Consider the following 26659-nt stretch of genomic DNA (forward strand, 5'->3'; position numbering starts at 1 on the left):
GCTGTCCTCTCGGATCGGATGGGGAAAGGTCGGGGGACGGTCTCGCGCGGCTAGTCGACGCCGGGGATCGAGACCGGCGGGGTGAACGGCTTGGGGATCGGGCCGAGCGCGTCCACGTCGACCTCGACGAAGACGGCCCCCCGGACGGACAGGGCCGCGGCGAGCGCGCCCTCGATCTCGTCGACGCTCTTGACCTTCCAGTACGGCAGGCCGTACGCCTGGGAGAGGAGGCCGAAGTCGGGGGTGGCGAGGTCGACGCCGGAGCGCCGCCCGACGAACCCGTCCTGGGTGTTGCGCAGGACGCCGTAGCCGCCGTCGTTGAACAGCAGGACGACGGCCCAGGGGTTCTCCTGCGCGAGCGTGCCGAGTTCGCCGAGGTGGACGGCGAAGCCGCCGTCTCCGGCGAGGATCAGGGAGGGCACGTCGGGCCGGGCGAGCGCGCCGCCGATGCCCATGGCCAGGCCCTGGCCGATGCCGCCGCCGCGCGGGAACACGTTGACGGACGGGTCCTCGACGGCGAGCAGCCGGTTGCCCCACATGCTGGACGGGATGGTGACGTCCCGGGCGAGGACCGCGGTCCGCGGGAAGGCCGAGCGGACGGCGTCGCAGATCTCGGCCTGCCAGCCGATGGAGGCCCGCAGTCCCTGCCGGGCGCCGCGCCGGGCGGCGGCGATCTCGGTGAGCCAGGTGCCGTCGGTGGCGGTGCGCTCGGGCAGCCGGTCGAGCAGGGCGCGCAGCACGGCGGCGGCGTCGCCCGCGAGTCCGGCGCTCGCCGCGTAGACCCGGCCGATGGCCGCGGGGTCGAGGTCGATCTGGACGTGCGCGGCGGGCAGCTCGAGCGCGTAGTCGCCGGTCTCGTTGCTGCGGAAGTGGGTGCCGATGCTGACGAGCAGGTCGGCGCGCTCGCGGACCGGCGCGACCGCCGGGTTCATCGCGAAGTTGCCGATGCACGCGCCGTGCCCCTCACCGACGACTCCTCGCCCGGAGTTGCTGGTGAGGAGCCCGGCACGGGTCCTGGTGAGCAGCTCGAGCACCTCGTCGCGGGCGTCGAGCGCGCCGCCTCCGACCCACAGCAGCGGGCGCTCGGCCGCGGCGATCAGCGCGGCGGCCTCGTCCAGCGCGGACGCGGAGGGCAGGGCCGCCTCCGGGCGGGGCGCGACGTCCAGGGCCGGGATCTCGTGCCGCTGGTACTGGAGGTCGATCGGCCACTCGACGCTGACCGGCCCGTAAGGGGCGGTCGCGGCCTCGCGGGCGGCGCGGGCGAGCAGTTCGGGCGCGCCGGCGACGTCCTCGACCGTGTAGGCGGCCTTGCTGACCGCGGCGAGCATGCCCGCCTGGTCCTTGGTCTCGTGGATGAAGCCGCGGCCCTGGCCGAGGTACCGGCTCTCGATCTGGCCGGTCACGTGCAGCACCCGCGACCCGGTGGCGAGGGCCTCGATGAGGGAGCCCGCGGCATTGCCCGCGCCGGTCCCGGTGCTGGTGAGCGCGATGCCGACGGTGCCGCGGACGCGTCCGTAGGCGTCGGCGGCGTTGACCGCGGCGGCCTCGTGCCGGACGGGGACGAAGCGCAGCCTCTCGGAGATCGCGTCGACCAGCGGCATGTTGTGCACGCTGACGACGCCGAAGGCGGTGTCGACGCCGAGCGCCTCCATGAGCGCGACGAGCAGGTCACCGCCGTTCACGACGTCGAGGGCGCGGCGGGGGGCGGGGGTCTGGTCAGACATAGCGGGCGACTCCTCCGGAGACCTCGAGCTGGGTGCCGGTGACATAGGAAGCGCGCGGCGACGCGAGGAACACGACGGCCGCGGCGACCTCTTCTGCGGTGCCGAAACGCCCTGCGGCGATCCGGCGGTTGGCGGCGATGGAACGCGCCCACTCGTCGTACGAGCCGGGCGACCGGCCCTCCTCGACCGCGGTGTCGTAGCGGCGGCGCCACTGGCCGGTGTCGATCAGGCCGACGCAGACCGAGTTGACGCGGATGCCGTCGGCGGCGAACTCGGCGGCCATCGACGTGGAGAGGTTGAGCAGTCCGGCGCGGGCGGCCGAGGTCGCCACGAGGTGCGGCTCGGGCTGGCGGGCGAGGACGGCGTTGAGGTTGACGATCGCGGCGGCGTCGGAGGCGCGCAGGGCCTCGAGCGCGGCGCGGGTCGGGTTGATCACGCCGAAGAACTTCAGGTCGACCTCGGCGCGCCAGGCGTCGTCGGTGGTGGTCTTGAAGGTCGAGGTGTGCGACCGGCCCGCGTTGTTGACCAGGACGTCGAGGCCGCCGAAGTGCGCGACGGCGGAGGCGACGAACGCGGTGGTCGTCTCGGCATCGGTGACGTCCGCGGTGCCGGTGTACAGGCGGTCGCCGTACTGCTCGCGCAACGGGGCGAGGGCGGTCCTGAGCCTTTCGGGGTCGCGGCCGCAGGTCGCGACGTTCGCCCCTTCGGCGAGCAGCGACGCCACGGTGGCGAGCCCGATGCCCGAGCTCCCCCCTGTGACAAGGGCCGTACGCCCGGTCAGTTCCAGTTCCATGAGCGGCACGCTACCATAAATCTCAGTACTAAGTATCTTTAGTCTTGGGTAATTAGCCCTGAGTCAACCAGCCCTGAGATACTTCAGGGCAAGGATCCGATCCGCCCCAGAAGGAGCACACATGTCGCAAGCGACGACGGCGCCTCGCCCCCAGGCACCCGTGAAGGGGAAGGCCGTCGCGGTCCTCGGGTACGGCGCGATCGGCTCGGTCGTCTGCGACAGGCTGCTCGCCGGGGCGATCCCCGGAGCGCGGCTCGACTGCGTCGTCAGCCTCGACGGCGCCGACACCCCGGTGCCGGTCGTGACCGCCGAGGAGGCGATCGCGCGGGCCGACGTGCTCGTGGAGTGCGCCGGGCACGCGGCCCTCGCCGCGCACGGCCTCGCCGCCCTGAACGCCGGGGTGGACCTCGTCGTCTCCTCGGCGGGCGCGCTGACCGACAAGGCGCTGTACGACGGCCTGCGCGCGGCGGGTCCCGGCAGGCTGTTCCTCACCACGGGCGCGCTCGGCGGGCTCGACCTCCTCGCCGCGGCCGCCTCGGCCGCCCCGTTCACCTCGGTGCGGCTCACCACCACCAAGACACCGCGGGCGCTCGTCCAGGACTGGATGGACGACGCGCGCAAGGCCGAGCTGACGAACGCGACGGCGCCGCTCACCGTCTTCCGCGGCCCCGCCGAGGAGGCCGCCGGACTGTTCCCCAGGTCCCTCAACGTCGCCGCGACGCTGGCCCTGGCCCTGCCCGGCACCCCGGTCGAGGTGGAGCTCGTCGCCGACCCGGCCGCCGACGTCGTCACCCATGTGGTCTCGGCCGAAGGTCCGGTCGGCTCCTACCGGTTCGAGGTGCGCAACCTGCCGTCTCCGGAGAACCCCCGCACGAGCCGGGTCGTCCCCTACGCCGTCCTGCGCACGCTGCGCGACGCGCTGTAGCAGCCCGGAACGCCGGAAAGGCCGCGGACCCGAGGATCCGCGGCCTTTCGGCGCTTTCGGGGGTCGGTCAGTCGGCCCAGGGGATGGGCATCCCGCTGACGTCGACGTAGACACTCTTCTGCCGCTGGTAGGCGCGGATGGCGTCCGCGCCCTTCTCCCGGGTGGAGCCGGAGTCCTTGAACCCGCCGAACGGCGTGGCGACGGACAACTGCTTGTAGGTGTTGATCCACACCTGCCCGGCCTTGAGGGCGCGGGCCGTCCGCCACGCCTTGGGGAAGTCGCGCGTCCACACGCCCGCGGCGAGACCGTAGACGGTGTCGTTGGCCTGCGCGATCAGGTCCGCCTCGTCCTCGAACGGGATCACCACGAGGACCGGCCCGAAGATCTCCTCCTGGGCGATCCGGGAGGAGTTGCCCACCCCGGTGATGATCGTCGGCCGCAGGTAGGTCCCGCAGGCCAGGGCGGGATCGTCCGGCCGGACTCCCCCGGCGACGACCTTGCCGCCTTCGGCGGTGCCGAGCCCGATGTACTCCTCGACCGAGGTGCGGTGCCGGTCGGTGATGAGCGGGCCCATCTGGGTGCGTTCGTCGCGGGGGTGGCCGACCCGCAGGGCGTCCGCGCGCGCGGCGAGCCGGGCGACGACCTCGTCGAAGACCGCGCGCTGCACGAAGAGCCGGGACCCGGCGATGCAGGACTGCCCCTGGGAGCTGAAGATGCCGTACAGGACGCCGTTCACGGCGACGTCGAGGTCGGCGTCGTCGAACACGATCGTCGGGGACTTGCCGCCGAGCTCCAGCGAGGTCGTCATGAGCTTGCGCGCCGCCGAGGCCGCGAGGCCGCGCCCGGTGTCGGTGCCGCCGGTGAAGGAGACGTGCCCGACCTCGGGGTGGTCCACGATGCGCTGGCCGACGGTGCCGCCCGCGCCCGGCAGGACGCTGACGAGTCCGGGCGGGAAGCCCGCCTCCAGCAGGATCTCGCCGACCTTGAGGGAGATCAGCGGCGCCCAGCCCGCGGGCTTGAGGACGACCGCGTTGCCGCCGGCCAGGGCCGGGGCGAGCTTCTGCGCGTCGGAGGCGATCGGCGAGTTCCACGGGGTGATCGCGCCGACCACGCCGATCGGCTCGTGCACCGACAGGGTGAGGTACTGCCCGCGCGGGACGGTGAGCCGCTCGTCGGAGCTCTCCAGCACCGCCGCGACATAGCGGAAGGTGCCCGCCGCGCTGGCGACCAGCGCCCGCGTCTCGGTGATCGGCTTGCCGTTGTCGCGCGACTGGAGGACCGCGAGCTCCTCGTGCCGGGCCTCGATCAGCTCGGCCGTCCTGGTGAGGAGCCGGGCCCGCACGTGCGGCAGCATCCGCAGCCAGGCCGGGTCGGACTGCGCGGCGACCGCGCGCTCGACGGCGAGGTCCACGTCCTCCTCGGACGCCGCCGCCACGGTCGCGACGGGGGTGCCCTCGGCCGGGTCGACGCTGGTGATCGGCTTGCCTCGGCCGTCCTGGAGGACGCCGCCGATCAGGATCGGAAGGGGGTTCTGTGCCATGTTCGGCTCCTCAGGACTCGGTCGGCAGGAAGCCGGTCTGGCGCCAGAAGATCACCTTGCGCTCGATGAGATCGACCGCGAGGTAGACCAGGAAGGCCATGACCGACAGCAGGATGACGAAAGCGAACACCCGGTCCAGCGCGAAGCCCACCGACGCGGTCTTCACCATGACGCCCAGGCCCTCACCGCCGCCGAGGAACTCCGCGACGATCGCGCCGATGACGGCGAGGACCGACGCCGACTTCAGACCGGCGAACACGAACGGCAGGGCGTTCATCAGCTTGAGCTTGACGAACCGCTGCCAGGCGTTGGCGCGCAGCGACTTGAACAGTTTGTCCTCGTCCTCGTCGATCCCGGCGAGGCCCGCCGCGGTGTCGACCATGACCGGGAAGAACGCGATCACCGCGGCCATGACGACCTTCGGCGCCATGTCGAAGCCGAACCAGGCGACGAACAGCGGGGCGAGCGCGACCTTCGGCGCCGCGTACAGCGCGATCATCAGCGGCTGGAGGACGCGGCGGCCGATCACCGTCTCGGCGATGAGCACGCCGAGCACGATGCCGGCGACCGCCGCGATGAGCAGGCCGTACAGGGTCTCCTGGGCGGAGATGAGGAAGTTGTCGAACACCGGGCCGCCGGTGAACAGGTCGGCGGTGACGTCCCACAGGGCCGTCGCGGTGTCCCACGGGGTCGGCAGGACGTACTCGTTGACCCACCCGAGCGAGATGGCGCCCTGCCAGACCGCGACGAGCAGGGCGAGCGCCGCGGTGAGCAGGACGGGGGTGGGGATGCGCTCCATGAGCGGCTTGGCGGCCTTGGCGCGCGGCGCGGCCGGGCCCTTGCCGGCCGGCGCGGCCGCCGGGGCCGTGCCTTCCCCGGCGAGGACGGTGGGGGGCTGCGTCATGGTCAGTGCTCCTCGGTGCCGGAGGAGGCCGCGTCGTAGCCGATCTTCAGCAGGTCGCGGGCCTCGCGGACGTAGTTCTGGAACGGAGCTGAGGTCATCACCTCCGGGTCGCGCGGCTTGATCAGGTCGACGTCGACGATGCCGGCGATGCGACCGGGTCTGGCGCTCATCACCACGACGCGGTCGGCGAGGAAGACCGCCTCGCTGATCGCGTGGGTGACGAACACCGCGGTGCGGCCGGTCAGCTTGCAGATCCGCGCGAGTTCCACGTTCATGTGCTCGCGGGTGAACTCGTCGAGCGCGCCGAACGGCTCGTCGAGCAGGAGGACTCCGGGGTCCTGGATGAGCATGCGGCAGATCGCCGCGCGCTGCTGCATGCCGCCGGACAGCTCGTTCGGCATCTTGTCGGCGAAGGCGCCGAGGCCGACGAGGTCGAGCAGCTCGTCCGCCCGGGGCGTCGCGGCCTTGGCGGCCTTTCGGCCCCGGGAGATCTCGATCGGGAGCAGGACGTTCTCCCGGATCGTGCGCCAGGCGAGCAGGACCGCCTTCTGGAACATCATCCCGACCTCGTCGGGCACCCCGTCGACGTCCGTGCCGCCGACCTGGACGACGCCCGAGGTCTGCGGCAGGAGGCCGCCGATGATGTTGAGAAGGGTGCTCTTCCCGCATCCCGAGGGACCGAGCAGGGCCACGAACTCCCCGGGCTCGATGTCCAGGGACACCGGGCCGAGGGCGTGGACGGTCTCCCCGTCGCGCGTGAAGGTCCGGACGACGTCGTGGACGTGGACGGACGCCCCAGTCGCGGGCCCGTCGGCCGCGGAGTTCTTCGGGTCGGCCGCGGGCAGATCCGCGGTCATTCGGTGCTGTGGCATGCTTCCCTCTCGCTCACCCGGCGCTACGGCGCCGGGTGCTACTTGCCGCTCGAATTCCAGGCTTCGACGTGGTCGTTGGTGACGGCCTGGGCGCCGTCGGCGGACTCGATGAGCTTCAGGTCCGCGAGCTGCCCCGCGAACGCCGTGAAACCCTCGGTGTCGATGTGGCCGTACTCGCCCCCGGCGCTCGCGGGCAGCGTCAGCAGGTCGCTCACCCGGTCGTAGATGACCTTGGCGAAGGCCGGGTCCTCGGTCTCCTCGGGCGCGTGCTTCCCGCAGATCTCGATGACGCCGTCGGGGTTGGCGAGGCCCCACTCGGTGCCGCGCGCGAGCGCCCTGCCGAACTTGTCGACGGTCTCGCCGTTGGCCGCGGCCCACTTGTTCGTGGCGACGAGGAAGTTGTCGACGAGCTGGGGCTCGTCGGCCACGTGCAGCGCGGTCAAGTCGAGGTCGCCGCCCTTGATGACCTCCTCGTCGAAGAACGAGGCGGCGTAGGCGTCGACGGTGCCCTTCTTCAGCGCGGTGGCCGCCGAGGAGCCGTCGCCGACCGCGAGCTGCTTGTAGTCGGCGTCCTTGGTGAGGCCCGCCCGGGAGGCCAGCCACTCCTGGTAGATGACGTCGCCGCCGCCGGGGGCGCTGATGCCGACGGTCTTGCCCTTGAGGCCGGCGACGTCGGTGATGCCCGAGCCGGTCGGGGTGATCACCGCGAAGGTGCTCTTCTGGTACAGCGCGTAGAAGGCCTGGAGGCCCGCGCCGGTGGAGGTGGCCGACAGGTAGGCGTTGGGCGCGGCCGCGGCGAGCTCGGCCTTGCCGGTCAGCGTCGCCTGGACGGCGCCGCCGGACCCGTCGGTCGCCTCGAAGGAGGCGTTGATGCCCTCCTCGTCGAAGTAGCCCTTGTCCTCGGCGACGTAGAGGGGGTACCAGGACAGGCAGCTCGCGAACGGAAGGGCGACGGTGACGTCGCCGGACGCGGTCGCCGGGTCGTCTCCGCCGCAGGCGGAAGCGAACACGGCCGTGGCCGCGAGGGCGGAGGCCAGAAGCTTCTTCGACATGGGAGATCCTTCTCTCAGATCATGACTTCTTAGTACTTGAATTATTAGTACTAAGAAATTTGATGCCTAGACTCTTGCCGTAACGATCGGGTTAAACCGCTGGTCACACCGCACATGCCAGGCAAATACGGCATTGACCCGCTTATCTGCGCTATCTGTGCGGACCTCAGCCGCGGGTCAGCCGGTATCCGGCGGTGCGGCGGCCGAGCAGGAACGCGAGCAGGACGCCGAGCACGACCGCGAAGGGCGCGGCCTTCCTGGCCAGCACGGGCCCGGCCACCGAACCGAGGTCCAGCGGCGGAGCCGCCGCGAGCGGCGTGGCCGGCGCCCGTCCCGCGGGGGCGGCCACCGCCCGGGGAGCCGCGGCGGCGGCCTGCGCGCCCTGCCCGCCGTCGGTGAGCGCCGCCTGGATGTTGGCCGCGAACGCCGCCACCACCTTGTCGCCGACCTCGCTGATGACACCGCGCCCGAACTGCGCGGCGCGTCCGGAGATGTCGACGCGGGTGTCCACGACGACCCGGGTCGCCCCCGCCTCGTCGCTCAGCCTGCACACCACGTCCGCGGAGACCGCCCCCGCGCCCTTGGTCTCGGCGGCCTCCACCCGCAGCGCCACGGTGTCCGCGGCACCGTCCAGGAAGCTGCCCTTGCCCCGGTAGGACATGGTGATCGCGCCGACCTTGACGCTCATCCGGCCGGTGAACTCGCCGCCGTCGAACCCTTCGAGGACCGCGCCGGGCATGCACGGGGCGAGCCGCGTGACGTCGTGCAGGACGTCCACCGCCTCGGCGAGCGGGACGGGCACGGTGAAGGAGTGCTGAAGCTCCATTGCTTTCGCCTTTCAGTGCCGGGCGGACGACGCCGCGCGGAGAAGGTCCTTGACCCGGCTCGGGGTGAGCGGGCCTCGGGTGATGTGGACGTGGTCGGGCCCCAGCGCGTCCTCGACGGCGTTGGCGATGACGGCGGGCGGGGCGATCGCGCCGCCTTCGCCGAGGCCCTTCACCCCGAGGGGGTTGAGGGTGGATCTGGTCTCGATGTGGTCGAGCACGTACGGCGGCGCCTCCGCGGCCGTCGGGACCAGGTAGTCCATGTAGGTGACCGAACGGGGCTGGCCGTCGGGGCCGTACTCCATCTCCTCGTACAGGGCGCCGCCGATGCCCTGCATGACGCCGCCGGTGACCTGGCCGTCGGCGACCATGGGGTTCACCACCCGGCCGCAGTCGTGCACGATCGCGTAGGAGAGGATCTCGGTCTTGCCGGTCCGCTCGTCCACCTCGACGATCGCGCCGTGCGCGGCGCTGGCCACGGTCACGGTCGGCGGCTTGAAGAAGGTGGTCTCGCTGATCACCGCGCCGGGGCCGGTGCTGGTGCCCGGGACGAGCAGCGGGGCGCGGCGGGCGGCGAGGACCGCGACGTCGATCCCGGCCTCCGGCTCGTCGACCGGGCGGACGATCCCGTCGACGATCTCCAGGTCCTCCGGCGCGGTGCCGAGCAGCCCGGACGCGTCGGCGAGCACCTGCTCGCGGACCGCCAGCGCGGCCAGGTGGATGGCGTTGCCCGCGGTGACCATGCTCCGGCTCGCGATCGTGCCGACGCCGTGGCCGATCACGCCGGTGTCGCCCTCGCGCAGGTCGATCCGGTCGATCGGGACGCCGAGCGCGTCGGCGGCGACCTGGGCGAACACCGTCTGGTGCGCCTGGCCCTGGGAGCTGGCGCCGGTCGCGACCCTGATCCGGCCGGTCGGCAGGACCGTCACCGACCCGCTCTCGAACGGGCCGAGGCCGGTGCCCTCGATGTAGAGGGCGAGGCCGACGCCGAGCCGCTTGCCGGGCGCGACGTCCCCGGTCCGCTGCCGCTCCCGGATCTCGTCAATCTTCAGATGCCCGACGACGCGGCGCAGCAGCTCGGGGAAGTTCCCCGAGTCGTAGGTCTGCGTCGTCCCGTCGCGGTACATGAGGCCGGTGCGGTGCGGCATGTTCTCGGGCCGGACGAGGTTGCGGGCGCGCAGTTCGTGCGGCTCGATCCCCATCTTGCGGGCGAGCCTGTCCATCGCCCGTTCCATGGCGAAGACCGCCTCGGGGCGTCCGGCGCCGCGGTAGGGCGTCGCCATCATCGTCGTGGTGACCGCGCCGCGGACACGGAGGTCCAGCGCGGGGATCACATACGGGCCGATGACGTGGGTCAGCGTGTTGTAGGGGACGACCAGCCCGGTGAGGTTGGCGTTCCCGAGGTTGAGCACGGCGTCGTCGCGGAGCGCGAGGAGCCTCCCGTCGGCGTCGGCGGCGAGGGTGATGTCGTGCACCTGCTCGCGGGCGTGCGAGGAGGAGGTCAGGTTCTCGGTGCGGTCCTCGATCCAGCGGACCGCGCGGCCCAGGCGGTGCGCGGCGTAGGGCACGAGCACGTCCTCGACGTACTGGACGCCCTTCTGGCCGAAGCCGCCGCCGATGTCGGGCGCGGTCACCCGGACGTGGTCGGGATCGACCCGCAGGGTGCCCGCGATGACCTCGCGCAGCCGGTGCGGCGTCTGGGTGGAGGCGAAGACGGTCAGGGACCTGTCGCGCGGGTCGAGGGTGACCGCGACCCCTCGGGTCTCCATCGGCGAGGCGACGTACCGGTGCGACCGGTACCGCTCGGTCACCACGAAGGCGGCCTCGGCGAGCGCCGCGTCCACGTCGCCGACCCTGCCCTCGACGGAGATGGCCAGGTTGTCCTCGGTGCCCGGGACCACCGCGGGGGCGTCCGGCGCGAGCGCGTCCAGCGGGTCGACCAGCGCGGGCAGCGGCGCGTAGCCGACCTCGACCAGCTCCACCGCGTCCTCGGCGAGGTACCTGTCCTCGGCGACGACCATCACCACGGCCTGGCCGACGCAGGTGACCCGGCCGTCGGCGAGCAGCGGCACGGGCTGGAGCCGGGACAACGGCTTGATCGCCTCGCGGACCTGGTCGGGGATGCGCATCTCGGCTTCGAGGAACAGCGCCGAGACGGTGTCGCGGATGTCGTCCCAGGAGTAGACGGCGACGACGCCGGGCAGCGCGCGGGCCGCCGCGCAGTCGATCCGGGTGATTTCGGCGTGCGCGTGCGGGCTCCGCACGAAGGCGATCTCCAGGGCGCCGGGCAGCCGCAGGTCGGCGAGGAAGCGGCCCCTGCCGCGCAACAGCGCGTCGTCCTCCTTGCGCAGGACGGAAGTGCCGATCAGGCCGGTCCCGCCGGTCGCGGGGGCTGCGCTCATCGGTCGGCTCCTTCGGGGGCGTGCTCGCACGGGGCGGTGTCCGCGCCCAGCGCACGGCGGGCGGCCGCGGTGATGTTGCGGTAGCCGGTGCACCGGCAGAGGTGGCCCGACAGGGTCTCGTCGATCTCCTCCTCGGCCACCGTCCCGGCGCCCTCGGCCCGCTCGTGCAGCGCGACGAGGCTCATCACGATGCCGGGGGTGCAGAAGCCGCACTGGAGGCCGTGGCAGTCGCGCATCGCCTGCTGCACCGGGTGCAGCGCGTCCTCGGACGGCGCGACGGACTCGACGGTGCGGATCCGGCGGCCCTCGGCCTGGACGGCCAGGGTCAGGCAGGCGCGCACGGGCCTGTCGTCCATGAGCACCGTGCAGGCGCCGCACACGCCGTGCTCGCAGCCGACATGGGTGCCGGTCAGGCCGAGCCGGTCGCGCAGCGCGTCGGTGAGCAGCATCCGGTCGGGCACGTCGAGGCGGTGCTCCCGGCCGTTGACGTGAAGGGTGATCTCAGGCATCGGCGGTGCTCCCGGCTGGGGTTCTGGCGAACGCGTCGGCCAGCGTGGTCGCGACCAGGTGGGCGGCGACCTCACGGCGGTAGTCGGCGGAGGCATGGCTGTCGGAGCCGGGGTCGAGGTGCTCGGCGGCCACGCGCGCGGCCTCCTCGAACGCCTCGGCGGTGGCGGGCCGGCCGGTGAGCAGGTCCTCGGCCTCGGGCAGCCGGACGGGGGTGGAGGCGACGCCGAACAGGGCGAGCCGTGCCTCTTCCACCGTCCCGGCGGCGTCCGTGCGCAGGAGCGCGACGCAGCCGACGAGCGCGAAGTCGCCGCTGCGCCGGGCCACCTCCGCGAAGGCCCAGCCGGTGGCCGGAGCGGGCAGCGGGAACTGCACGGCGGTGACGATCTCGTCGGCCGCGAGGGCGGTGTCGAACGTCCCGGTGAAGAAGGACGCGGCCGCGTAGGAGACGGGTCCCCGCGGCCCGAACGCCAGGATCTCGGCGTCCAGCGCGAGCGCTACCGCGGGCAGTTCGGCCGACGGATCGTGGTGCGCGATGCTGCCGCAGACGGTGCCGCGGTTGCGGATCTGGGAGTGCCCGATCCGGGCGATCGCCGCGGCCAGCACCGGCAGGTGCGCCCGCACCAGCGGGTGCGCGGCCACGTCGGCCTGGGTCGCGGTGGCGCCGACCTCGAGGCGCCCGGCCACCACGTCGACGTAGTCGAGGGCGCTGAGCGCGCCGATGTCGACGAGGGTGCCGGGGCGGGCCAGCCGCATGTTGAGCATCGGCACGAGCGACTGCCCGCCCGCGATGACCTTGGCGTCCGGGTCGGCGGCCAGCAGGTCGACGGCCTCGCCGAGCGTGGCGGCCCTGCGGTAGGTGAACGGCGCGGGCTTCACTGCCGCCACCTCGCGTGTGTGGTCATTGGGGGTTCCTCTCCTGGACTTCCCGGCGCTGCGCCCACGGCCCCGTACACTAGAAGTCTTGATACTGAGATTGTTTGCTTAGTCCAAAGATGTTCAGTCCAGAGAGATCTGGACTCCGGGTGGGGAGATCCGCATGACGACCGAGCTGGACGAGAACTTCCGCGACGAGGTCGACGAGATCGTCGATCAGTGGCGGGAGCAGCGCCCCGATGTCGTGCCCGACGCGATCGGCGTCTTCGGCCGGATCACCCGGACCTACCTCACCCAGCGCGCGATCCTGCGCGAGGTCCACGAGCGCCACGGCCTGACCCTCGCCGCCTTCGACGTGCTGGCCAACCTGCGCCGCTCCGGCGCCCCGCACCGCAAGACCGCCGGTGAACTGGCCGAGTCATCCCTGCTCACCTCGGGCGGGATCACCTTCCGGCTCGACAAGATGGAGGCCGACGGCCTGATCCGCCGCAGCCGCTCGCTGGAGGACCGCAGGGTCGTCTACGCCGAACTCACCGAACTCGGCCTCGCCAAGATCGACGAGGTGTTCGCCGAGCACCTCGCGGTCGAGCAGGGCATGCTCGGCCTGCTGGAACCCGCCGAGATCGCCCAGCTCTCGGCGCTGCTGCGCAAGCTCGGCGCCTCGGTCGCGCAGGGCGCCCGCCCCGCCGACGGCTGACCCGGCGCGCATGCCGTCGTTCATGCCCTGTACCCCCTGCCCCGCACCGTGTTCGGCGGCGCTCGCGCGCCCGGTCGGTCGAGCCGTCCGGGCGCGGGCCGGGGCGAGGGGGCGGCAGGCGCCGGCCAGGCCCGGAGATGCGCGATGTCCGGTTTCGACGCTTCTCAGTGTGCGTGCTCAAGTACGCTTGAGTACAAGGGGCAAGTGTTACGGGGGCCCATATTGACACGGCTGTACTCGATCAGTGAGGTGTCGGAGCTCTTCGGCGTCTCCGTGCCGACACTGCGCTACTACGAGGACATCGGGCTCCTGCCGTCCTCGGCGAGGCGCGGCAGGGTCAGGCACTACGACCGCGCCGCGCTGGAACGGCTGGCCTACGCCCAGCTCTGGCGCGACGACGGCATGATGACGCTCGCCGACACCATGGCGACCATGCAGGCCCGGCAGGCCGCCGACCGGCATGAGCGGATCGCCGCCCAGCTGGCGGCCACCCGCGAGCGGATCTACCGGCTGGAGCGGTCCGCCCGGGTGCTGAACCACCTGCTGGACTGCCCGCGTGACCATCCGCTGGCCTGCCCCGTCACCGGCGCCCACATCCGGGCCAGGGTCGACGCGATCCTTGCGGGCGAGGAGTTCACGCCGGAGTTCCCCGACACGTCCCCGCCCCCTCGCTGAGCCGTCAGAGGCGGCGGGCGATCAGCCGGTAGGCGTTGGCGTGGCCGGGGACGAGGTGGCGGACCGTGTGGTCCAGCACGAACGCGACCGCGACGGCCGGAATCGCGGCGAGCACCGCCGCGTAGTGCCGCACCCGCGCCCGGAAGGTCGGCTTCGCCCAGGGCCGTGACGGCTTCGGGCCGAAGGCGTTGAGCACGACCAGCGCCGCGAAGACGAAGTCGTGCCCGAGGTCGGCCTTGCCCCCGACCACCTCGACGACCTCGAACCCGGCGTCCTCGACGGCCTTGGCGAGGTTGCCCGACGGGTACATGTGCAGGTGCTGGGGCTGCATCCACTGGAACCAGCGGCCGCCGAACAGCCTGGCGAACGCGCACTCGGGGTCGGGGACCTCGATCTGGAGGAATCCACCGGGGTCGAGCGCCCGGGCGGCCGCCGCGATCTCGGCGAACGGCTCGGTGGTGTGCTCCAGGTAGTGGTGCATGCTGATCACGTCGTAGCGCCCGGCGAGCTCCGGCGCGAGATCCGTGAACGAGCCCCGGTGCGCCTCGGCGACCCAGCCCCGGGCGAGGCCCTTGAGGATCCCCGCGCCCTGGTCGAGTCCGGAGAATTCGGTGTCCGGCCAGATGCGCTGCGCCGCCTTGCAGAAGTGCCCGAAGCCCGCGCCGACGTCCAGCCACCGCTTGGGCTGCTCGGCGTGCCGCAGAAGGGTCCGGGCGCGGCGCCGGTAATCGGCGGCGACGAGACCGAATCCGAATTCCGTCGAGGCCTCACCGAGACCGTCATAGGTGTCCCGGTAGTAGAAGTCGAGTCCTTCTCCGGTGAGCCGGGGATTCTGGAAGACATGCCCGCACGCGCGGCACCCTTCGAGGGTGAAGGTGCCCGGCTTGTGCTGGACGATGTCGGGCGTGACGGCGCGGACCTCCAGGTCGGGCGAGCCGCACCAGACGCACTCGGTGCGCCGGGGCTCGAAGAACCTGGCGACCCCCTTGGCGATCTCCGGCGTGTAATAGGCGCGGGCTTCGGACTCTGCGGTCATAGCGAGCAAATGTACTGAAGTGGTTTGACGAACCCGCTTTTCCCCAAGAGTGATCTGCATCACATCGAATGGTGAAACTTCCCCGCAAGGTCTTCGACCTCGACAGAGGTCGGGCTTCTGTAAAGCGTCCGGGGAATGAGAAAGGACGAGACAACGAAATGCTGGCGAAACATAAATGGGGACCATCTCAGAAAGTCGCCGAGGCCCCGGTAAATTGGGAGGATGGATTCCGGCTCCGGGCACGAAGGGCGCGACGGGTTCCTGCCGCCGCGGCAGGAGCGCAGCCGTGAGGTACTGCGCCGGGTCCTGGCCTCGGCCGAGCACGTCCTCGGGGAGCGGGGCCTCGCCGACTTCACGATGGCCGCGGTCGCCGCGGACGCGGGGGTGTCCGTCGGCGCGATCTACCGCAGGTTCGAGGGGCGCGAACCCCTGCTCGCCGCGGTGAAGGACCTCCTGCTCACCCGGCTCGAGGAGGGCGTCGCCGGCCGGCTCAGGGACGCGCGGCCCGACCTCGCCGGCGTGGTCGACGCGTTCGTGCGGGGCTACGCCGAGTCCTTCGCGGCGGGCCGCCGGGTCTTCCCCGACCTCCTGGGCGGCGCTCCCGGCACGGCGCTCGCCGAGCGCGGCGACGAGGCGCTGCGCACCACCCGCGCCCTCTTCCGCGCCGCGGCGGACCCGCACGTCGGCGAGGTCGTCCGAGCCGACCCGGAGACGGCGCTCACCCTCGCCTGGCAGACGATCACCAGCGCGTTCATCCACCGCGCGACCATGCCCGACGGCATCCGCGACGACCTCCCCTGGGACGTCTACGCCGTCCACCTGCGCGACATGACGCTGGCCTACCTCACCAGCCCCGGCGGACCGCCGCCCGCGGCTTGATCACGATTAACCGGAAGATCCATTCGCATATCCGTCTAATGAAAGGTACAGTTTTGGCACGATATAAGTGACGATCTGGGTCTGAGGTGCACTCATGTCCGTGGCTTCTCCGGCCGCCCCGGTCCGCGACGACCGTGCGGCGATCGACAAGGCGGTCAGCCTGCTCACGTCCTTCGGCGCGCAGGCCAGCACCGGAGTCGGCGTCAGCGAGCTCGCCCGGCGGTCCGGCCTCAGCAAGTCCACGGCCTTCCGCGTCCTCGGCATGCTGGAGCGCAACGGGGTCGTCGAGCGCACGGGCAAGGGCTACCGCCTCGGCGAACGGCTCCACGAGCTCGGCACCAGCGTCTACGCCCCGGGCCAGGACCACGTCCGGGACCTGCTCATCCCGTTCCTCACCGACCTGTACGGAATGACCCGCGAGACCGTCCACCTCGCGGTGCTGCACGGCACCGAGGTCGTCTACCTGGCCAAGCTCTACGGGCACCGGAACCTGCCCGTCCCGTCGCGGATCGGCGGCCGGATGCCCGCACACTGCACCGCCGTCGGCAAGGCCCTGCTCGCCTACGACGAGGACGCCGCAGAGGAGGCGCTGACCGCCCCGCTGCGCCGCTTCACCGCCACCACCCTCGCCGATCCGGGCGACCTCTCCCTTGAGCTGCGGCGGGTACGCCAGGAGGGCATCGCCTACGACGAGGGCGAGGCCAAGCCCGGCCTGCACTGCATCGCGGTGCCGATCATGGGCCGCACCGGCAGGCCCGTCGCCGCCCTGTCCGTCGCGGGCGCCGCGGGAAGGCTCGAGGCGGGCGCGCACGCCTCGGCCCTGCGCCGCGTCGCCGCCGCGGCCTCCCGCGAGGTCTCCCGGCTGCGCCTGGTCCGCTAGCCGACCATCGCGCGGACGGCGACCTTCTCCAGCTTGCCCGAGGCGTTGCGCGGCAGCGCGGGGACCACCCGCAGCTCGCGCGGCAGCTTGTAGCGGGCCAGCCGCCGCTCGCCGAACGCCCGCAGCTCCTCCAGCGTCAGCTCGACGCCCTCGGCCAGCGACACGACCGCGACCACCCGCTCGCCCCACCGCTCGTCGCCGACGCCGATCACCGCGATGTCGGTGAGGCCGGGCAGCTCGGTGAGGACCCGCTCGACCTCGGCGGGGTAGACGTTCTCCCCACCACTGATGATCATGTCCTTGAGCCGGTCGACGATGAACAGGTAGCCGTCCTCGTCCAGGTAGCCGATGTCGCCGGAGTGGAACCAGCCCTCGGCGTCGAACGCGGCGGCCGTCGCCTCGGGGTTCTCCCAGTAGCCCGGCGTCACGTTCGGCCCGGACACCAGCACCTCGCCCGCCACGCCCGGCGCCGCCGCCTCCCCGGTCTCGGTGTCGACGACCCGGACCCGGGTGTGCGGCATCGGCAGCCCGGCGGATCCGAGCTTGGCCATGGTCGACTCGGCGGGCAGATGGGTCGCGAACGGCGCGGTCTCGGTGAGCCCCCACGCCTGCTGGAGCAGCACGCCGTACCCGGCGAACTGCTCGATCAGCGACGGCGGCACCGGCGCCCCGGCCACCACGACCGAGCGCAGCGCCGACAGATCGGCCTCGGCGATCCCCTCGACCCGGCTCAGCCCCGCCAGCATCGCGGGGACCATGAACGTCGAGTTGACGCGGTGCGCCGTGAGGTCCGCGAGCGTGCTCGCCGGGTCGAACGTCCGCCGGACGATCACCGTGCCGCCCCGCACCAGCGTGCGGATCACAAAGCTGTTGAGCGCGCCGATGTGGAACAGCGGGGCCACCGCGTGGGTGGTGTCGCCGCGCCGGGTGTCCAGCATCGTGTCGACGTTGACGGAGTTCCACCAGACGTTGCCGTGGGTGAGCAGGACGCCCTTGGGCCGACCGGTCGTGCCGGAGGTGAACATGAGGATCGCCGGGTCCGCGAACCCCCGGCTCGCGATCTCCGGGTGCGGGTCGGCCTCCGCGAGCGGGCCGGACCAGGGGGCCCACGCCGGACCGGGCTCGCCCTGGACCGGGATCGCCGGGTCGTCGTCCACGAGCAGGGCGAGCCGCAGGTCCACTCCCTCGCGCGCGGCCTCGGCGACGGCCCGGTGCCCGTCCTCGCACACCAGCGCGACGGCCCCGCTGCGGCCGAGGACATAGCCGGTCTCGACCCCGGTCAGCCGGAAGTTCAACGGCACGAACACCGCCCCCAGCCGGAACGCCGCGAGCATCGTCACCAGGAACGACGAACTGTTCAGCCCCAGATAGGCGACCCGCTCCCCTTCCCCCACCCCGCCCTCCGCCAGCACCGCCGCGAGCCGCGCCGCCCGCTCATCGAGCCCCGCATAACTGAGGTCGCCGCCCTCGTACCGCACCACCACATGATCGGGTGCGACCCGCGCCCGGCGCCGCACCGCCCCCGCGGGGTTCACATCGACATCGGCACCGGAGTTCGCAGAATTCGGGGTGGTCATCGCGCTCCTCAATCGGTCAGGTCCGCGCCCCGCGCCGAAGCCGGTCGCGCCCCGCATCCATGCGGTCGCCGACACGGGGGTCCCGCCCATTCGACTCCCGCCCCCGGCCCGCCCGACACACTCCGTGCCGCACAACGGCACACCTCCCCGACGCGAGCGGCTCATCGCGTCCTCGCGGTCGGGGACCGCCGCGACGTCCGCCGCCGTGTCCCGTGAACGCGGACGGCCCGGCCCGGCGTCCGGAGTGGACGCCGGGCCGGGCCGGGGTGAGGCGGTCGGTCGGTACCGGTCAGTACTTGATGACGCCTCGGATGTTCTTGCCGTCGCGCATGTCCTGGTAGCCCTGGTTGATGTCGTCCAGGGTGTAGGTGGTGGTGATGAGTTCGTCGAGCTTGAGCTTGCCCTCCTCGTAGAGGCGGAGGAGGCGGGTGATGTCGCGGCGCGGGTTGGAGTTGCCGAAGAGGCAGCCGACGAGCTCCTTGCGCTGCATGGAGAGGTCGAAGAGGTTGAGCTTGACGTCTTCCTGCATGATCGGGGCGACGGCGGTGACGACGCCGCGGCCGCCCTTGGTGATCAGGGACATCATCTGGCCGATGAGGTCGCCGTAGGCCACGCCGGTGGTGAGAATGGCCTTGTCGGCCATCGCGCCCCAGGTCAGCTCGCCGACCTTGGCGAACGCCTCCTCGACCGAGGCGACCGCGTGGGTCGCGCCGAACTCGAAGGACTTCTCGCGCTTCCACTCGACCGGGTCGATCGTGACGACGTGCCGGGCGCCGGCCAGCGCCGCGCCCTGGACGGCGTTCATGCCGATGCCGCCGAGGCCGATGACCACGACCGTCTCGCCCGCGCGGACGCTCGCCGCGTTGACCGCCGAACCCCACCCGGTGGTGACGCCGCAGCCGATCAGGGCCGCCTTGTCCATCGGGATCCAGTCGTCGATCTTGATGCAGGAGGTCTCGCTGACGACCGTGTACGGCGCGAAGGTGCCCGTGCACGCCATGATGCCGAGGTCGGTGCCGTCCAGCGCGTGGTGGCGGGCCGTCATGTCGGTGATCTGGCGGCCCGCGAGGATGAACGCGCCGAGGTCGCACAGGTGCTGGCGGCCCATCGCGCAGGACGGACAGCGCCCGCACGCCGGAATGAAGGACAGGACGACATGGTCGCCCTCCTTCAGGGTCGTGACACCGGGGCCGACCTCGACGACCTCGCCGGCGCCCTCATGGCCGCCGATGATCGGGAACTGCTGGACGCCCATCAGCTCCGAGATGTCGGGCCCGAGCACCATGTCGCCCGTGACGAGGTGCTCGTCGGAGTGGCACAGGCCCGAGGCGACCAGCTTGATCTTGACCTCGCCGGCCTTCGGGTCGTCGAGCTCGATGTCCTCGACGCTCCAGGCGCCGTTCTGTTCCCACAGGATCGCTGCCCGAGTCTGCATGTGTTCCCCTTTGGGGGTCGGACCGTCGTGGCAGTCGCGCTCGCGCCTTGACGCGGCTTCCCGACAGGTGCGGTCGATTTACTTCCGGTCCTCACTGCAGGAGGGATCGCCGCGCCCTGACCGGCCCGTGGCAGGGTTGCGGTCCCGTCTTCCGCTTTTGTGACATTTCGGCACCTCCGAAGGGGGTGGCAGGAGGCCTTCGCCACGCAGCATGTCACGTATCGGATGCCGCGGACAATATCGAAAAGGGGCCGTCGCACAGCCGCCTTGACGCTCTGCTGTGCCGCCGCACCGACCTCGTGTCACGGTGCGGGACCTTCGATCACTTAGGGTGATCACCCGTGGAACGGTTGGCTGACGAGGAGCGGGCGCGGCGCGCGGCCCGGGGCAGGGCGCTCGCCGAGGATCTGGTGCGCGACGGGATCGAGGGCGTCGCCGTCACCTGGGTCGACACCAGCGGGATCACCCGGATGAAGGGCGTGCCCGTCGGACGGCTCGGGCACGCCGCGGGCTGGGGCGTCGGAGCGTCGCCGGTGTTCGACCTGTTCCTGCTGGACGACTCGGCCGCGCCCGGCGCGTCGCCCGTCGGGGACCTCAGGCTGCACCCCGATCTCGACCGTCTCGTCCCCCACACGGCGCTGCCCGGCTGGGCGTGGGCGCCCGGCGACCGCTACGACCAGGACGGCCTCACCCACTCCCGCGACGGCCGCGCGCTGCTGCGCCGGGAGTGCCTGCGGCTCGCCGTGGACGGGTGGCGGGTCCTCGCGGGGATCGAGGTCGAGTGGACGGTCTCGCGCGGCGCCGGCGAGGAGTTCGTCCCCGCCGTGACGGGGCCCGCATACGCGATGTCCCGTCTCAGCGCGCTAGGGGATTACACCGCTGAGGTGCTGACGGCGCTGGGCCGGGCGGGGGTCGCGGTCGAACAGCTCCATCCGGAGTACACGCCGGGCCAGTTCGAGCTGTCCACCGCGGCCGAGGACCCCGTCGGGGCCGCGGACACCGCCGTTCTGGTGCGCGAGACCGTCCGGGCGGTGTCGGCGGCGCACGGGCTGCGCGCGACGTTCGCGCCCCAGCCCGCACCCGGCCTTGTCGGGAACGGGGGACACGTCCATTTGAGCCTGTGGCATGGGGATGTGCCGATGATGTCGGGCGGGCCGCTCCGGTACGGGATGACCACCGAGGGCGCCTCCTTCATCGCGGGCGTCCTGACCCGGCTGCCCGCCCTTCTCGCGATCGGCTCCCCTTCCGTCGCCAGCTACCTGCGGCTCGTCCCCGAGCGCTGGGCCGGCGCGTACGCCTGCTGGGGCCTGGAGAACCGCGAGGCCGCCGTCCGGTTCATCACCGGCCCCGCGGGCGCGGGCCGCTGCGCGAACGTCGAGATCAAGTGCTTCGACGCCACCGCCAACCCCTACCTCGCCCTCGCCGCCCTCCTCGCCGCCGCCCGCGCCGGCCTCACCTCGGAGACCACCCTCCCCGACCCCGTCATCGGCGCCCCCACCGACGCGACGGCCTCCCGCCTCCCCTCTTCCCTCCCCGACGCGGTCGCCGCCTTCACCGCCGACCCCGTCCTCACCGAGGCCCTGGGCGCCCCCATGGCCGAAGCCGTCACCGCGGTCCGCACCGCCGAGACGGCGCTGTTCGCCGACGCCTCCCCCGACGAGATCGTCACCCGCACCCGCTGGCGCCACTGACCCTCGACCGGACCGGACGGCCTCGGAGACGAGCGGGCTAGCCGAGCGGATCGTCGGCGAACACCTCGTCGGCCACGGATGCGGTCGCCGCCCGCATCAGCCACTTCTCCAGGACCTCGGCCTCCCGGCACTCCTCGATCCGCGCCCTGACCTGCCCGTCGACCGCGAGGCCCCGGCTGTCCAGCACCAGCAGGATCGACCGCGCCAGCCCGTCGACCTCCCCCTCCGCATGGCCCTCCGCACGGCCCTTGCCGAAGTGCTCACGGGCAAAAGGGGAGAAAGCGGGCCATTCATTGGTTTTCATGATTTCCTCCATGATTTTCCGGACGGGGAGGGGCGAGATGTTCCAGCAGTGCTCAGTGTAGGAGTTTCCCTTCTCGCGCGGAATGGACTCAATGGCGGCCATGAAGGCGGTGACGACTTTTCTGTTGCCGGCACCGTGGGCCATGACGCTGAGGGCGGAGAGATCTATGTGGGCCGCGGCCTCGGCCGGATCGGCGATGACGGGGATCGTCTCGCTGCCGACGACGTGCGGGCGGAAGGTGTAGCCGGGGAGGATCGTCACGAGGGGGGTCTCGTAGAAGACGGCGGCGGACCGGGTCGGCGCGATCACCAGAACGTGGGCGGGGCGGTCGAGCAGCAGGCAGAGCTGCATGGCGTAGCGGGCGAGCTGGCGCCGCTTGCGCTCGCTCTTCTCGTACTGGATCTCAACGATCACTCCGAGCGTGGGCGATTGCGGAGGTCCGGCGACGATGACGGTGTCGGGAGTGAAGTCGTCGGACGGGCGGGTGTTGAAGTCGTTGGACTCCACCCGGGCGAGGACCGTGCTGTCTATGGCGGCGCCGCACAGGTCGTGCAGGATCTCCAGGGCCAGTTCCGGGCGACGACGAAAGATGCTGTTGAGGCTGTCGTGACGGGGTGAGGGCATGCCGGAAAAGTACCGAGGGGTTTCCTGACGTTTCACCGGTTTAATGAATTACCCACACAAGTGAGGTGCGCTCGCACTGATCAAAGTTGACTACATATGTCCGGGCTAGCGGAAATGCCGCGGGGAGGACGGAGCGGCCGACTGCGCGCGGACCAGGCGGGGCGGGCGTCGCCGCGGCCCTGCGCGTCCGGAGGATGCGTCCATGGGTGGGTGGATTGAGGATGGACACAGCGGATCGGGGGACAGGGGGCTGGGGAAAGCGATCTCGTATCCCGTCATGCTAGTTTTGGATCCCAGATGTTGGATCGCGGCTGCGGGAGAGGTGCCCGGTGGGTTCTGAGCGTGTTGAGGGGGCCGCAGGGCGGGTGGCGGTCGCGGCGCCGCATGCGGCCGCGGTGGAGGCCGCGGAAGAGGCCGTGCGGGGCGGGGGGAACGCGATCGACGCGGCGCTCGCCGCGGCGGCGGCGCTCACCGTCGTCTATCCGCATCAGTGCTCGCTCGGCGGGGACCTCATCGCGCTCGTACACGACGAGCGGTCGGGTGACGGACCCGTCGCGGTGCTGTCGGCGGGGACCGTGCCCGCCGGGCTTGACCTGGAAGCACTGGCCGGGGCGCCGATGCCGCGGCGCGGGATCGAGACCGTCACCGTGCCCGGGGCCGTCGCCGGGTGGCGTGCGATCGCCGCGCTCGGGGCGGCGCGGCCGCTCGGCGAGGCGCTGCGGGCCGCGGCGAGGACCGCCGCGAAGGGCGCGCCGGTCTCCCCCGGGCTCGCGCGGGCGATCGAGGCGCAGCGCGAGGCGGTGCTGGCCGATCCGGGGCTGCGCGAGGTCTTCGCGCCCGAGGGAGAGCCGCTCGGCGAAGGGGACGTCTTCGTCCAGCCCGCGCTCGCCGCCACGCTCGAAGAACTCGCCGAAGACCCCGCGTCCTTCTACACGGGCGCCGTCGCCGCCCGGCTCGCCGCCGGGCTGGCAGGGCTGGGCGGCGCGCACACGGCCGCCGACCTCGCCGCGCACGAGGCCGAGACGGTACCCGCGCTCGGCCGGGAGCTCGGCGGGGTCCACTGGTGGGTGGCACCTCCGCCGTCGCAGGGCGCGCTGCTGCTCGGGGTGCTGCCCGCCGCGCTGGAGGCCGCCGCGTCGGGCCGGGAGGCCGGGCTGGTCGAGGCGAGCCTGCGCGGCATGGACGTGCGGGACCGGGAACTCGGCGACCCGCGCACCGCCCCCGTGGACGTCAGGGCGATGACGGATCTGCGCGTCTCCTCCACCGAGCCCGCTCCCCCGTCCGGGCGGGCGCTCGGCGACACCGTCGCGGTCACCGCGGTCGACGGGGCGGGCCTGTCCGTCACCCTGATCCAGAGCGTCTTCCAGACGTTCGGGGCCGGCCTTCTGGAGCGCTCCACCGGCATCGTGCTGCACAACCGCGGCGCGTCGTTCAGCACCGACCCCGCGAGCCCCGCGCGGATCGCGCACGGGTCGCGGCCGCCGCACACGCTGTGCCCGCTCATCGTCCAGGCGCCCGGCCTCACCGCGGCCGTCGGCTGCCAGGGCGGGCGGGCCCAGCCGTGGATCCTCGCCCAGGCCGCGCCCGACCTCGCCGAGCCCTCCGCGAACCCCGCCGCAGTGCTCGCCCGACCCCGCTGGGTCGTCGGCGCCAAGGACCTCGGGCACGACGTGCCGACGCTGGTCGGCGAGCCGGGGACCGCGGGCGCGGTGAACGCCGCCTCCGCCCTGGGCGTCCCGGTGGACCGCCGCGACGGCCCGCAGGACGAGGCGGGGCACGTCCAGGTCGCGCGGCGCGCGGCGGGCCGCCTCGACGCGGCCACCGACCCGCGCGCCGACGGCGCCGCCGCGGTCCTGCACCCCTGACGCCCCCGACGTTCCGACCCGCAGACCTCCCGATCCGACAGGAGCACACGATGAGCACCGCACACTGGACCGATCCCCTCACCGAAGCCGAGATCGCCGAGGTCGTCGCGCTGGTCAAGGCGGATCCGCGGATCGGGGAGCGGCCCAGGTTCTGGGGCGTGGCGGTGGAGGAGTCGCTGGCGCGCGGGCTCGCGGCCGGGCAGGGCCGCCCGGTGCGGCTCGTGGTGATGAACCCCGACGCGCACGCCGCCTGGGAGATCGCGGCCTGGACGGCCGGCACGGACCGCGTGGCGTCGCTCGGCGCCTGGCTCCCGGTGGACGCCCGGCGCCCCGGCGTGTCCAGTGAGGAGGCCCGGATGGTCGCGCAGGCCTGCCGGGAGGACAGGGGCGTGCAGGAGGCCCTGGCCAAGCGCGGGATCCACGATGTGTCGCTGGTCTGGGTGGACCCCGAGTCGATCACCGGGTTCGAGCCGGCCGACCTGAAGGACCGCCGCCTGTCCTGGGGCACCGTGTGGCACCGGGAGACCGCCGACGACAACGGCTACGCCCGTCCGGTCTCCGGGCTCGTGCCGATCATCGACATGGAGACCCTCGAGGTCGTCCGGATCGAGGACCACGGCGTGATCCCGATGGCGTCGGAGACCGGCGTCTACCGGTCGGGCACCTGGGGACCGGACCGGGAGGTCGCCCCGCTGGAGATCACTCAGCCCGACGGCCCCGGCTTCTCCGTCGACGGGCAGCTCATCGAGTGGCAGAACTGGTCGTTCCGGGTCGGGTTCACGCACCGCGAGGGCCTCGTGCTGCACGACATCCGGTACAGGGACGGCGACAAGGTACGTCCCATTATGAAGCGGGCGTCCGTCAATGAGATGTACGTGCCCTACCTCGACAGCGACCCGACCGCCTACCGGAAGAACTTCTTCGACTGGGGCGAGTACGGCGCCGGCCCGCTGACCGCGTCGCTGGAGCTCGGCTGCGACTGCCTCGGCGAGATCCGCTACCTCGACGCGGCGGTGCTGAACGGGCACGGCGAGCCGCGCACGATCAAGAACGCGATCTGCATGCACGAGGAGGACTTCTCGATCCTCTGGAAGCACGTCAACACCCGGACCGGCGAGGCCGAGGTGCGCCGCGCCCGCCGCTTCGTCGTCTCGTTCTTCGCGACCGTCGCCAACTACGACTACGGTTTCTACTGGTCGTTCCACCAGGACGGCATGATCGAGCTGGAGATCAAGCTGACGGGCGTCATGTCCGTCTCGGGCGTGGCCGACGGCGTCACCCCTCCGTTCGGCAGGATCGTCTCCCCGAACGTGCAGGCGCCCAACCACCAGCACTACTTCGGCCTGCGCCTGGACATGGGCGTCGACGGCCCGGTGAACCGCCTCTACGAGGTGCACTCCGAGGTCGAGGAGGACGAGGCGCTCAACCCGTACGGGAACGCCTGCAGGACCGTCCGGACGCCGCTGCTCTCGGAGAAGGACGCCGCGCGCAAGGGCGACCCGTCACGGGCGCTGCACTGGCTCGTGGAGAGTGACGGCACCCTTAACCGGTTCGGGGACAAGACCGCCTACAAGGTCCTCCTCCAGAACACGACGAACCTGTTCGCCAAGCCCGGCAGCGTCGTGGAGCGCAAGGCCCCCTTCGTCGCCAAGCACCTGTGGGCCACCGCCTACGACGGCACCCAGCGCTTCATCGCGGGCGAGTACCCCAACCAGGCCCCGCTCGGCGACCCCGACGGCGTGCACGCCTGGCAGGAGGCCGACCGCTCGCTCGACGGCGCGGAACTCGTCCTCTGGCCCGTCGTCGGCGTCCACCACGCGCCCCGCCCGGAGGAATGGCCCATCATGCCCGTCCACCGCATCGGCATGCGCCTGGAACCCGACGGCTTCTTCGACCGCAACCCCTCCCTCGACCTCCCGGCCCCCAAGCGCCACCGCACCCCCGCGGAGGCGTCCGACGGCGGCTCCTGCTGCCGCTGACCGCCGCTCACCTGAGCCCCGGGCACGGGGCTCAGGGGCGAGGTCAGCCGTACATGTGCATGGTGCGCCAGTCGCCGAAGTCGGAGAGGCACTCTTCGGTGAGGTCGGCGAGGTCGCGTGGACAGGACCACAGGGCCAGGGCCTCGGGCGATGGCGGGGGCTCGGGGTCGAAGAGGGCGGTGAGGGAGGCCGGGCGGTCGCGCTGCCCGGTGACGGCCCAGGGGTGGGCGTCGCCGTGCGAGCAGGGGGCGGGGTCGAGGGTCGCCACCGCCGCGCGCAACGCCGCCGCCATGTCGGTCAGGAGGCCGGCGGAGCCGATCCGGCCCGACACCGCGTACCAGGACGTGGCGCTCAGGATGACGACGAACCCGGCGCGGCCCGGACCGCCCGGGGCGGCGGCGAGCCTGTCGGCGCAGTCCTGGAGCGTCCACCGGGGGTCGCCCGAGGGATGGTCGTCGACGATCCCGCGCAGGGACCCGGCCAGGTCCGACGCCTCCGACGCGCTCATCTCCACGGTGGTCATGCCGGGAACCTACCGAGTGCCGCCGACACTTCGATCATGCATGCCACCGGCATCGCACAGCAGATGGGGAAATCT

At 72.3% G+C, this 26659-nt stretch carries 23 protein-coding genes; 8 read left to right on the forward strand and 15 right to left on the reverse strand.

Translation table 11 applies throughout. The annotated features are described in order from the left end of the window. Positions 1-50: 50 nt before the first annotated feature. Both EDD29_RS33255 and EDD29_RS33260 read right to left on the reverse strand, forming a co-directional pair. Positions 51-1724 carry a thiamine pyrophosphate-binding protein gene (locus EDD29_RS33255; RefSeq protein ID WP_123668226.1) on the reverse strand — a complete coding sequence of 558 codons (1674 nt, stop codon included), beginning with the start codon at positions 1722-1724 and terminating at the stop codon, positions 51-53. Then, positions 1717-2517, reverse strand: a complete 801-nt coding sequence (locus tag EDD29_RS33260; RefSeq protein WP_123670828.1) for an SDR family oxidoreductase — start codon at positions 2515-2517, stop codon at positions 1717-1719. The genes EDD29_RS33255 and EDD29_RS33260 overlap by 8 nt, the downstream gene beginning before the upstream one ends. Before the next feature lie 121 nt (positions 2518-2638). Between EDD29_RS33260 and EDD29_RS33265 the strand changes: the two genes are divergently transcribed. After that, entirely contained in the window at positions 2639-3442 is an 804-nt protein-coding gene (locus EDD29_RS33265) for an aspartate dehydrogenase domain-containing protein (protein WP_123668227.1), read from the forward strand. Positions 3443-3509: 67 nt separating this feature from the next. On the opposite strand, the gene EDD29_RS33270 is transcribed toward EDD29_RS33265, so the two are convergent. The 8 genes from EDD29_RS33270 to EDD29_RS33305 all read right to left on the reverse strand — a co-directional run bounded on the left by EDD29_RS33270 (position 3510) and on the right by EDD29_RS33305 (position 12431). Continuing rightward, positions 3510-4982 (reverse strand): aldehyde dehydrogenase, encoded by a 1473-nt coding sequence (locus tag EDD29_RS33270; RefSeq protein ID WP_123668228.1) that lies wholly within the window; start codon positions 4980-4982, stop codon positions 3510-3512. 10 nt (positions 4983-4992) lie between these two features. Continuing rightward, positions 4993-5886 (reverse strand): ABC transporter permease, encoded by an 894-nt coding sequence (locus EDD29_RS33275; protein ID WP_123668229.1) that lies wholly within the window; start codon positions 5884-5886, stop codon positions 4993-4995. Between the two features lie 2 nt (positions 5887-5888). Next, positions 5889-6758 carry an ABC transporter ATP-binding protein gene (locus EDD29_RS33280; protein WP_211360065.1) on the reverse strand — a complete coding sequence of 290 codons (870 nt, stop codon included), beginning with the start codon at positions 6756-6758 and terminating at the stop codon, positions 5889-5891. 38 nt (positions 6759-6796) lie between these two features. Beyond that, positions 6797-7810: an ABC transporter substrate-binding protein gene (locus tag EDD29_RS33285; RefSeq protein WP_123668231.1), complete on the reverse strand. Its 1014-nt coding sequence runs from the start codon at positions 7808-7810 to the stop codon at positions 6797-6799. A gap of 166 nt (positions 7811-7976) precedes the next feature. Further along, a complete protein-coding gene (locus EDD29_RS33290; protein ID WP_123668232.1) occupies positions 7977-8636 on the reverse strand; it encodes an SRPBCC family protein in 660 nt (219 codons plus the stop codon). 12 nt (positions 8637-8648) lie between these two features. After that, on the reverse strand, positions 8649-11036 hold the full coding sequence (locus tag EDD29_RS33295) for a xanthine dehydrogenase family protein molybdopterin-binding subunit (protein ID WP_123668233.1): 2388 nt from the start codon (positions 11034-11036) through the stop codon (positions 8649-8651). Next, on the reverse strand, positions 11033-11545 hold the full coding sequence (locus tag EDD29_RS33300; protein ID WP_123668234.1) for a (2Fe-2S)-binding protein: 513 nt from the start codon (positions 11543-11545) through the stop codon (positions 11033-11035). Before EDD29_RS33300 ends, EDD29_RS33295 begins: the two co-directional genes overlap by 4 nt. Next, positions 11538-12431, reverse strand: a complete 894-nt coding sequence (locus EDD29_RS33305; protein ID WP_246053132.1) for an FAD binding domain-containing protein — start codon at positions 12429-12431, stop codon at positions 11538-11540. Before EDD29_RS33305 ends, EDD29_RS33300 begins: the two co-directional genes overlap by 8 nt. Before the next feature lie 151 nt (positions 12432-12582). On the opposite strand from EDD29_RS33305, the gene EDD29_RS33310 reads away from it, so the two are divergent. Together EDD29_RS33310 and EDD29_RS33315 are read left to right on the forward strand one after the other, a co-directional pair. After that, complete coding sequence (locus EDD29_RS33310; RefSeq protein WP_123668236.1) at positions 12583-13116, forward strand: MarR family winged helix-turn-helix transcriptional regulator; 534 nt, start codon at positions 12583-12585, stop codon at positions 13114-13116. Positions 13117-13338: 222 nt separating this feature from the next. Then, positions 13339-13791, forward strand: a complete 453-nt coding sequence (locus EDD29_RS33315; protein ID WP_246053133.1) for a MerR family transcriptional regulator — start codon at positions 13339-13341, stop codon at positions 13789-13791. A 4-nt stretch (positions 13792-13795) separates the two neighbouring features. Here EDD29_RS33315 and EDD29_RS33320 read toward each other — a convergent pair whose 3' ends face one another. Then, on the reverse strand, positions 13796-14827 hold the full coding sequence (locus EDD29_RS33320) for a class I SAM-dependent methyltransferase (RefSeq protein ID WP_170201685.1): 1032 nt from the start codon (positions 14825-14827) through the stop codon (positions 13796-13798). A gap of 222 nt (positions 14828-15049) precedes the next feature. On the opposite strand from EDD29_RS33320, the gene EDD29_RS33325 reads away from it, so the two are divergent. Both EDD29_RS33325 and EDD29_RS33330 read left to right on the forward strand, forming a co-directional pair. Then, positions 15050-15706 (forward strand): TetR/AcrR family transcriptional regulator, encoded by a 657-nt coding sequence (locus tag EDD29_RS33325; RefSeq protein ID WP_123668238.1) that lies wholly within the window; start codon positions 15050-15052, stop codon positions 15704-15706. 94 nt (positions 15707-15800) lie between these two features. After that, the gene (locus tag EDD29_RS33330) at positions 15801-16586 is read left to right on the forward strand and encodes an IclR family transcriptional regulator (RefSeq protein ID WP_123668239.1); all 786 of its coding nucleotides are present in this window, start codon (positions 15801-15803) and stop codon (positions 16584-16586) included. Here the strand turns inward: EDD29_RS33330 and EDD29_RS33335 are convergent. Next, positions 16583-18163, reverse strand: coding sequence for an acyl-CoA synthetase (locus EDD29_RS33335; protein ID WP_123668240.1), 1581 nt, complete (start codon positions 18161-18163; stop codon positions 16583-16585). The genes EDD29_RS33330 and EDD29_RS33335 overlap by 4 nt on opposite strands. Before the next feature lie 289 nt (positions 18164-18452). Continuing rightward, a complete protein-coding gene (locus EDD29_RS33340) occupies positions 18453-19598 on the reverse strand; it encodes an NDMA-dependent alcohol dehydrogenase (protein WP_123668241.1) in 1146 nt (381 codons plus the stop codon). 341 nt (positions 19599-19939) lie between these two features. Between EDD29_RS33340 and EDD29_RS33345 the strand changes: the two genes are divergently transcribed. Next, positions 19940-21289 (forward strand): type I glutamate--ammonia ligase, encoded by a 1350-nt coding sequence (locus EDD29_RS33345; protein ID WP_211360067.1) that lies wholly within the window; start codon positions 19940-19942, stop codon positions 21287-21289. Between the two features lie 37 nt (positions 21290-21326). On the opposite strand, the gene EDD29_RS33350 is transcribed toward EDD29_RS33345, so the two are convergent. Beyond that, the gene (locus tag EDD29_RS33350; RefSeq protein WP_123668242.1) at positions 21327-22217 is read right to left on the reverse strand and encodes a hypothetical protein; all 891 of its coding nucleotides are present in this window, start codon (positions 22215-22217) and stop codon (positions 21327-21329) included. Between the two features lie 329 nt (positions 22218-22546). Here EDD29_RS33350 and EDD29_RS33355 point away from each other — a divergent pair, with 329 nt between their 5' ends. Together EDD29_RS33355 and EDD29_RS33360 are read left to right on the forward strand one after the other, a co-directional pair. Further along, complete coding sequence (locus EDD29_RS33355) at positions 22547-24082, forward strand: gamma-glutamyltransferase (RefSeq protein ID WP_170201686.1); 1536 nt, start codon at positions 22547-22549, stop codon at positions 24080-24082. 50 nt (positions 24083-24132) lie between these two features. Beyond that, a complete protein-coding gene (locus tag EDD29_RS33360) occupies positions 24133-26061 on the forward strand; it encodes a primary-amine oxidase (protein ID WP_123668244.1) in 1929 nt (642 codons plus the stop codon). Between the two features lie 43 nt (positions 26062-26104). Here EDD29_RS33360 and EDD29_RS33365 read toward each other — a convergent pair whose 3' ends face one another. Beyond that, positions 26105-26584 carry a hypothetical protein gene (locus EDD29_RS33365; protein WP_123668245.1) on the reverse strand — a complete coding sequence of 160 codons (480 nt, stop codon included), beginning with the start codon at positions 26582-26584 and terminating at the stop codon, positions 26105-26107. Positions 26585-26659 lie beyond the last annotated feature (75 nt).

It is taken from the genome of Actinocorallia herbida (assembly GCF_003751225.1).
In the GTDB taxonomy this organism is placed as follows: Bacteria; Actinomycetota; Actinomycetes; order Streptosporangiales; family Streptosporangiaceae; genus Actinocorallia; species Actinocorallia herbida.

Bases quoted from the DNA above. Each gene is read 5' to 3' on its own strand.
- EDD29_RS33255 (WP_123668226.1), bottom strand. From the start codon at position 1,724: ATGTCTGACCAGACCCCCGCCCCCCGCCGCGCCCTCGACGTCGTGAAC.
- EDD29_RS33260 (WP_123670828.1), bottom strand. From the start codon at position 2,517: ATGGAACTGGAACTGACCGGGCGTACGGCCCTTGTCACAGGGGGGAGC.
- EDD29_RS33265 (WP_123668227.1), top strand. From the start codon at position 2,639: ATGTCGCAAGCGACGACGGCGCCTCGCCCCCAGGCACCCGTGAAGGGG.
- EDD29_RS33270 (WP_123668228.1), bottom strand. From the start codon at position 4,982: ATGGCACAGAACCCCCTTCCGATCCTGATCGGCGGCGTCCTCCAGGAC.
- EDD29_RS33275 (WP_123668229.1), bottom strand. From the start codon at position 5,886: ATGACGCAGCCCCCCACCGTCCTCGCCGGGGAAGGCACGGCCCCGGCG.
- EDD29_RS33280 (WP_211360065.1), bottom strand. From the start codon at position 6,758: ATGCCACAGCACCGAATGACCGCGGATCTGCCCGCGGCCGACCCGAAG.
- EDD29_RS33285 (WP_123668231.1), bottom strand. From the start codon at position 7,810: ATGTCGAAGAAGCTTCTGGCCTCCGCCCTCGCGGCCACGGCCGTGTTC.
- EDD29_RS33290 (WP_123668232.1), bottom strand. From the start codon at position 8,636: ATGGAGCTTCAGCACTCCTTCACCGTGCCCGTCCCGCTCGCCGAGGCG.
- EDD29_RS33295 (WP_123668233.1), bottom strand. From the start codon at position 11,036: ATGAGCGCAGCCCCCGCGACCGGCGGGACCGGCCTGATCGGCACTTCC.
- EDD29_RS33300 (WP_123668234.1), bottom strand. From the start codon at position 11,545: ATGCCTGAGATCACCCTTCACGTCAACGGCCGGGAGCACCGCCTCGAC.
- EDD29_RS33310 (WP_123668236.1), top strand. From the start codon at position 12,583: ATGACGACCGAGCTGGACGAGAACTTCCGCGACGAGGTCGACGAGATC.
- EDD29_RS33320 (WP_170201685.1), bottom strand. From the start codon at position 14,827: ATGACCGCAGAGTCCGAAGCCCGCGCCTATTACACGCCGGAGATCGCC.
- EDD29_RS33325 (WP_123668238.1), top strand. From the start codon at position 15,050: ATGGATTCCGGCTCCGGGCACGAAGGGCGCGACGGGTTCCTGCCGCCG.
- EDD29_RS33330 (WP_123668239.1), top strand. From the start codon at position 15,801: ATGTCCGTGGCTTCTCCGGCCGCCCCGGTCCGCGACGACCGTGCGGCG.
- EDD29_RS33335 (WP_123668240.1), bottom strand. From the start codon at position 18,163: ATGACCACCCCGAATTCTGCGAACTCCGGTGCCGATGTCGATGTGAAC.
- EDD29_RS33340 (WP_123668241.1), bottom strand. From the start codon at position 19,598: ATGCAGACTCGGGCAGCGATCCTGTGGGAACAGAACGGCGCCTGGAGC.
- EDD29_RS33350 (WP_123668242.1), bottom strand. From the start codon at position 22,217: ATGCCCTCACCCCGTCACGACAGCCTCAACAGCATCTTTCGTCGTCGC.
- EDD29_RS33360 (WP_123668244.1), top strand. From the start codon at position 24,133: ATGAGCACCGCACACTGGACCGATCCCCTCACCGAAGCCGAGATCGCC.
- EDD29_RS33365 (WP_123668245.1), bottom strand. From the start codon at position 26,584: ATGACCACCGTGGAGATGAGCGCGTCGGAGGCGTCGGACCTGGCCGGG.